7 protein-coding genes are annotated in these 7109 nt (G+C 65.9%); 5 read left to right on the top strand and 2 right to left on the bottom strand.

The features are described 5' to 3' along the window. Positions 1-72 precede the first annotated feature (72 nt). The 4 genes from QMX78_RS07435 to QMX78_RS07450 all read left to right on the top strand — a co-directional run bounded on the left by QMX78_RS07435 (position 73) and on the right by QMX78_RS07450 (position 3359). Positions 73-858, top strand: coding sequence for a c-type cytochrome (locus QMX78_RS07435; RefSeq protein ID WP_282268047.1), 786 nt, complete (start codon positions 73-75; stop codon positions 856-858). A 94-nt stretch (positions 859-952) separates the two neighbouring features. Beyond that, entirely contained in the window at positions 953-1600 is a 648-nt protein-coding gene (locus QMX78_RS07440; protein WP_282268049.1) for a thiol:disulfide interchange protein DsbA/DsbL, read from the top strand. Positions 1601-1731: 131 nt separating this feature from the next. After that, positions 1732-2550, top strand: a complete 819-nt coding sequence (locus QMX78_RS07445; protein ID WP_282268051.1) for a thiol:disulfide interchange protein DsbA/DsbL — start codon at positions 1732-1734, stop codon at positions 2548-2550. 71 nt (positions 2551-2621) lie between these two features. Beyond that, entirely contained in the window at positions 2622-3359 is a 738-nt protein-coding gene (locus tag QMX78_RS07450; protein WP_282268060.1) for an endonuclease/exonuclease/phosphatase family protein, read from the top strand. An 8-nt stretch (positions 3360-3367) separates the two neighbouring features. On the opposite strand, the gene QMX78_RS07455 is transcribed toward QMX78_RS07450, so the two are convergent. Continuing rightward, positions 3368-4243, bottom strand: a complete 876-nt coding sequence (locus QMX78_RS07455) for an EamA family transporter (RefSeq protein WP_282268053.1) — start codon at positions 4241-4243, stop codon at positions 3368-3370. A 162-nt stretch (positions 4244-4405) separates the two neighbouring features. Further along, entirely contained in the window at positions 4406-4816 is a 411-nt protein-coding gene (locus tag QMX78_RS07460) for a biopolymer transporter ExbD (RefSeq protein WP_282268055.1), read from the bottom strand. 178 nt (positions 4817-4994) lie between these two features. On the opposite strand from QMX78_RS07460, the gene QMX78_RS07465 reads away from it, so the two are divergent. Continuing rightward, on the top strand, positions 4995-6941 hold the full coding sequence (locus tag QMX78_RS07465) for a transglycosylase SLT domain-containing protein (protein WP_282268057.1): 1947 nt from the start codon (positions 4995-4997) through the stop codon (positions 6939-6941). Positions 6942-7109: the final 168 nt, after the last annotated feature.

The raw sequence follows: 7109 nt of genomic DNA on the forward strand, positions 1-7109 counted from the left end.
CAAAACGCCGTTGATAATCCGGGCGATGCCGGCGGAAAGCCCCGCCCGGCCCGGTCCACACGGAGCTTCAGCATGCGCCATGCTCGTGTTCTTGCCGTTGCAGCACTGGTAGTCCCCGTAATTGCCGCCGTCGCCTTTGCCCAGAGCTCGGTCATCGCCGTGCCGGACAATGCGCCGGTACAGACCGCTTCGCTGGAAATCGACTTCAGCAAGACCAAACCCGGTGATGCCAAGGCCGGCGAGGCCAAAGCGTCCACCTGTGCGGCCTGCCACGGCGCCGACGGCAACTCCGCCGTGGAGATCTACCCGCGCCTGGCCGGGCAGAGCGAGCGCTATATCGCCAAGGAAACAGCCCTGATCGCCAGTGGCCAGCGCACCGAAGGCGCAGTCGCCGCGATGCTGCCGTTCGTGCAGGGGCTTACCCCGCAGGACATGCGCGATATCGGCGCCTTCTTCGCTACCCAGAAGTCCGGTGCCGGTGTGGCCGATGACGCCGTGGTCAGCGACGGCCCGTACCAGGGGATGAAGTTCTTCGAAGTCGGCCAGAAGCTTTACCGCGGTGGCGACGCCAGCCGCAACATCCCGGCCTGCATCGCCTGCCATGGTCCGACCGGCGCTGGTAACCCGGGCCCAGCCTATCCGCATATCGGCGGCCAACATGCCGGCTACGTCGCGCAACGTCTGCAGCGCTACCAGTCTGGTCAGACCGGCGAAGCGGATGCCGCACAGTTCAAGATCATGGCCCAGATCAGCCACGCGCTGACCGGACAGGAGATCCAGGCGCTAGCCAGTTACGTCCAAGGCCTGCATGATCGAGCCAACGATGCCGCGGTAGCCGCCGCCGCCGCGCAACCCTGATACCCGCCGGTCGCTCCGGCGACCCGGCAACTGCCTCACGCAGATACGCCGGCCGCAAGGTCGGCGTCTGTTTTTCCAACGGAGACTCCCCACGATGAAGTTGTTCCCCCGACTGTTGCTGATGCTGCTGGCAATAGCCCCGCTCTCGGCCTGCGCCGCCCCCCCTAACGCGCTGGTCGAAGGCGATGACTATGAACTCATCGCCGAGCCGGGCCCGTTTGCACCGCTCGCCGGCAAGATCGAAGTGGTCGAGGTGTTTGGTTACACCTGCCCGCACTGCGCCCACTTCGAGCCGCAGTTGGAGGCATGGGTGGCCAAGCAGCCTGCCGACGTGCGTTTCACCCCTGTGCCGGCGGCGTTTGGCGGTTACTGGGATTCCTACGCGCGCGCCTTCTATGCCGCCGAACAGGTCGGCGTACGCCAGCGCAGCCATGCCGACGTGTTCAAGGCGCTGCATGTGCAGGGCAGCCTGCCAGCACAGAATGTCACGCCCGACGAACTGGCAACCTTCTATGCCCAGTACGACGTGCAACCACAGCGCTTTGTCGAAGCGCTGCGCAGCCAGCAGGTGGATGACAAGGTCAAGTCCGCCCGCGCCTTCGCCATGCGGACCAAGGTCAGCGGCACACCGATGCTGGTCGTCAACGGCAAGTACCTGGTCAAGGGCAAGACGTTCGACGACACCCTGCGCATCGCCAGTGCCCTGGTGGCCCGCGAACGCACTGGCTCCAGCCGCCGCTGAAACCTCCGCTGAAGCCCGGCTGAGCCGGGTCACCTGTTCAGCCGAATACGCACATAATGCGTCCCTGCGCGCGCCGGTTGCAGTCGCACTGTCCCGGCGCCCCAAACACACCCTGCTGGAGATCCCTCCCGATGAAGATCCGCTTCGCCCTGGCCCTGACTGCCCTGTTGCCGCTGATGGTTGCCTGCAAAGCCCAGGACGGCACTGCTGATACCACCGCTCCGGCAGCCCCGGCCGCAACCGAGGCCGCTCCGGCAGCCGCCACCCCGGCCCCGGCCGCTGAAGGTGCAAGCCCTGAAGCTGCTGCTGCCCCGGCTGCCACCGACGCCGCTCCGGCAGCCCCGGTCCCGGCGCAGGCCCGCCTGGTCGGCCCGGAGCCGGTTGCCGGCACCGACTTTGTCGCCATCGAAGGTGGCCAGCCGTTCCAGCCGGCCACCGGCAAGGTCGAAGTCACCGAGATCTTCGGCTACGTCTGCCCCGCCTGCGCCCGCTTCCAGCCGCTGATCAGCTCGTGGAAGGCTGGCCTGCCCTCGGACGTGAACTTCGTCTACGTACCGGCCGCCTTTGGCGGCACCTGGGACAACTACGCACGTGCCTTCTACGCCGCCGAAACCCTGGGCGTGCAGGAAAAGACCCACGACGCGCTGTACTCGGCCATCCACATCGAGCAGACCCTGAAGGGCGAGCGCGGCACCGATTCGGTGCAGGACATTGCCAACTTCTACGGCAAGTACGGCGTCGACCCCAAGACCTTCGCCGACACCATGGGCAGCTTCGGCGTCGCCGCCAAGGTCAACCGCGGCAAGCAGTTCGCCCAGCGCAGCAAGATCACCGGTACCCCGTCGCTGATCATCAACGGCAAGTACCTGGTCAAGGGCAAGGGCTATGAAGACATGCTTCGCATTGCCGACCACCTGATCGCGCGCGAACGCGCTGCCAACGCCAAGTGAGGTATCAAGGGCCTCGGTGACGAGGCCCTTGAGTTCAACCCGTTGTGAAATCCCCTACCCAGACATTGCGATTGCTGACCGCCAACATCCAGGCCGGTTCCAGCACCCGCCGCTACAGCGACTATGTGACCCGCAGCTGGTCACATGCGCTGCCTGCCGGACAGAAGCGCTCCAGCCTGGACGCGATCGCCAAGCTGGCCAGCGGCCGCGACATCGTCGGCCTGCAGGAGGCCGACCCGGGCAGCCTGCGCTCGGGCTTCACCAACCAGACCCATTACCTGGCCGAACGCGCGGGCTTCAACTATTGGGCGCACCAGCCCAACCGCCGCATGGGCGGCGTCGCCTCCAGCGCCAATGGCCTGCTGAGCCGGCTTGAGCCGGTGGAAGTTCAGGACCACGCCCTGCCCGGCCGCATCGGTGGCCGCGGCCTGCTGGTCGCCCGCTATGGCGATGGCGACGAAGGCCTGACCGTGGCGGTGGCGCATCTATCGCTGGGTACCGGCTCGCGCCTGTCGCAGTTGGACTTCATTTCCGATGTGCTGGCGGATCATCCCAACGCGGTATTGATGGGTGACTTCAACTGCAAGGCGGATCGCCCGGAGATGCGCGTGCTGTACCACAAGACCCGGCTGCAACCGCCGAGCTGCCTGGTACCGACCTTCCCCAGCTGGGGTCCGGACCGCGCCATCGACCACATCCTGATTTCCGACAGCCTGAAGATGATCGACACCCGCGCCGTTCCCGCCGCGCACTCGGATCACCTGGCCGTGGAAATGGAAGTGGAAGTCCCTGCCAACAGCCTGCGCTGAGCGCCGCTTCAGCCAGCCATCGCCGCCGGCGGTGGTCGCCGCCGCGCAGTCAAGGTACTGCCCGCCGAGGCCAACACCGTACAGCCGATCGCCAGCCACTGCAGGCCGGTCAGGTGCTCGTGCAGCAACAGCAATGCCCACAGCGCCGCCACGGCCGGCTCCATGCTGATCAGGATGCCGAAGGTTTCCTTGGGCAGGCGCTTGAGCGCCATCATTTCCAGCGACATCGGAATGGCGCTGGACACCACCGCCACCACGAAACCGGCCAGCAGGATCTTGGGCTCCAGCAGCGCCATGCCGGCATGCGCAACGCCCACCGGCACCACCACCAGCGATGCAGCCAGCAAGCCCAATGACACGCTGTGGCCCGCATGCAGATGCCCGGCACGCTTGCCGAAGATGATGTACAGCGCCCAGCACAGCGCGGCACCCAGGGCGTACAGCACGCCGATTGGATCCAAGGCCTGGCCACCATCGAGTGGCAACAGCAGCACCAGCCCAACCAGCGCACACCCGACCCAGACGAAATCAATCGGCCGCCGCGAGGAGAACATCGCCACCGCCAGCGGACCGGTGAACTCGATGGCAACGGCAATCCCGAACGGGATCGTACGCAGCGCCATGTAGAACAGCAGGTTCATCAGCCCCAGCGTCAACCCGTAGCGCAGGATCGCCGCGCCATCGGCGCGACTGGTATGCCAGCGCCATGGCCGCCACAGCAGCAACAGGAACAGCGCCGAAAAACCCACGCGCAACGCGCTGGTGCCTTGCGCGCCAATGATGGGAAACAGGTTTTTGGCGTAGGACGTGCCGATCGACAACGAGGTCACCGAGCCCAGCACCGCCAGCACCGGCAACAGCGATGCGAATCGGGAATTTTGCATGCCGCTAGTGTATTCGGCCGCTGCTGCAAACGCTTGGGCGAAATGGCGATGGGCGGCAGATCCGATGATGTCGCCGGACCTGCGTGGCGGTGCGGCCACCATCACCGCGCGACAGGCATCAACCTTCACATCGGCTGGTTGATGCCTGCCATGCGCGGCACGCTACTGGATGAAGGCAATACGCTGCATGTGCGTGTTGTTGGCCGCCGCCAACACCTTGGCCATCACCTGGTACTGCGCATCCGGCGAGGCATCGATGCGCAACTCGGGCTGGTTGCCCTCATGCAGATCGGCCTGTGCCTGCAGCCGCGCCTGCAAATCGCCTATCGCCAGCAACTCGCCGTTCCAGAAGAGCTGGTCGGATGCATCCACCCGCAACTCGATAGGCGGTGGCGGTTCGACACGCTGTACGATCTTGTCGGTTCGTTGTGGCAGATCCACCGGGATCGGTACCGCCACCATCGGCGCGGTCACGATGAAGATGATCAACAACACCAACATCACGTCGACCAATGGGGTCACGTTGATATCGGCCAGTGGACGCCCGCTATTGCCTGCTGCACTGAATGCCATTCCAGTTCCCCCAGGGCGAGGCCGGCTGCCTCGCCACCGAAGCTACGCCTGCTTCCAGGGGTTTCCAGCAATGCCGCGGTTTCTGTTCAGCTTCCGTTTGCGCGGCAGCGACGCGCTTGTTCATGTGCGGGTTGGGCTGCTGCTCTGCCGTTGACGCTGCGGCCGTTATCCTTCCGCCATGAATAAAATCCTCCTGCTGCCTCTGGCTACCCTCGCCGCGCTGCTCAGCGCCTGCGTCCAGGCCCAGAACCTGGACGCACAACGCACCGCGATGCGCACCGCCATCGACAATGCCGAACGCGGGCAGTTCGATGCCAACGCCGCCGCGCCACTGCGCAATCATCCGCTGTATGGCTGGCTGGAGTTCAGCGCCCTGCGCCGCAACATCGACACATTGCCGGCCACGCAGGCGCAGGATTTCCTCAAGCGCTACCAGGGTCAGGCCGTGGCCGAGAGCTTCCGTTCGGCCTGGTTGCCCGCCCTCGCCCGCCGCCAGGACTGGCCGACCCTGCTGGCCAACTGGAAAGCCAGCAACGACCCCGGCCTGCGCTGTGCCGAGCTCAACGCACGCCAGGCAACAGGCAAGGCCGATGCGCAATGGACCAGCGACGCCCAGTCTGTATGGCGCAGCGCCGGCAAGTCGCTGCCCGACGGCTGCGACCCGGTGTTTGCGGTACTCGCCAGCCGCGGCGGCCTGACCCCGGCGCTGCGCTGGGAACGCATCGACGCTGCCGCCGATGCACAGCAACCGGCGGTGATGCGCGCCGCCGCACGTGGCCTGCCAGCCGCCGAGCTGGCACAGGCCAATGACTACGCAGCCTTCGTCGACAAGCCCGACGCGCGCGCCCTGAACTGGCCGAAGAACGAACGCAGCCGCCGCATCGCCGTCGACGGACTGCAGAAGCTGGCCAAGGCCGACCCCGGCGCCGCCGAGCTGCAGCTGCCGCAATACGCCCAGGCACTCGCCCTCAACGCCGAGCAGCAAGGCAAGGTGTTGTACGAAATCGCACTGTGGACGGTGGCCTCCTACCTGCCGGATTCGGCACGACGCCTGGCCGCCGTGCCCGAGTCGGCCTATGACGAACGCCTGCACGAATGGCGGACCCGCGAAGCGATGGCACGTGGCGATTGGCCGGCGGCACTGACCGCCATCCGCAAGATGCCGGCAAGCCAACGCAACGATTCGCGCTGGCGCTGGTTCGAGGCCCGCCTGCTGGAGAAGACCGGCAAGCCGGCCGAGGCGACCGCGCTGTACCGCGCTGCCGCCAGCGAGCCGACCTTCCATGGTTTCCTGGCCGCCGACAAACTCAAGCAGCCCTACAACCTGTGCCCGTGGAATCCCGGCGACAGCGCAGCGGCAAAGACCGCCGTCGGCCACGACCCGGCGCTGGTGCGGGCGATCGAGCTGTTCAAGATCGAACGCCCGAGCTGGGCCGCCCGCGAATGGGCCGAGGCCTTGTCGCGTTTCGACGACAGCCAGCGCCGGCTCGCCGTGGAAGTGGCCAGCAACAACGGTTGGTTTGACCGCGCGGTGTTTGCATTGAAAGGCCCGCAGGAGTTGCGCCTGTACAACCTGCGCTTCCCGCTGCACCACGACGACACGATCCGCCGCGAAGCTGCACGCAATGCGCTGGACCCGGCCTGGATTGCTGCCGAGATCCGCGCCGAGAGCATCTTCAATCCGAATGCACGTTCGCCGGCCAATGCCATGGGCCTGATGCAGGTATTGCCCGCCACCGGTGCCAGCGTGGCCAAGAGTATTGGTTTGAGCGGCTATGGCGGTGCGTCCAGCCTGTACGACTCGGATACCAACATCGCCATCGGTACCGCCTATCTGCGCCAGCTGATGGACAAGTACAACGGCCTGCCCTACGTCACCATCGCCGCCTACAACGCCGGCCCCACCCCGACCGCACGCTGGCAGAGTCAACGCCCGAACTACGACCCGGATTTCTGGATCGAGACCATCAGCTACAAGGAAACGCGCGAATACGTGGCGCGCGTGCTGGCCTTCAGCGTGATCTACGACTGGCGCCTCAACAACAACGCCTTGACCCTGAGCGACCGCATGGTCGGCAAGACCCAGGGCGCGCGCAAAGCCTTCAGCTGCCAGCAAACGCAATAACGCCTGTAGAGCCGAGTCATGCTCGGCAGTGGCTTTCCCGGTAAAGCTCCACCTGTAGAGCCGAGCCATGCTCGGCAGTGGCTTTCCCGGTAAGGCTCCACCTGTAGAGCCGAGCCATGCTCGGCTGAGGCCTTCCCGCTACAGCCCTTGCCGAGCATGGCTCGGCAC

This window comes from Stenotrophomonas sp. PS02298, from assembly GCF_029959445.1.
Classification (GTDB): Bacteria; Pseudomonadota; Gammaproteobacteria; order Xanthomonadales; family Xanthomonadaceae; genus Stenotrophomonas.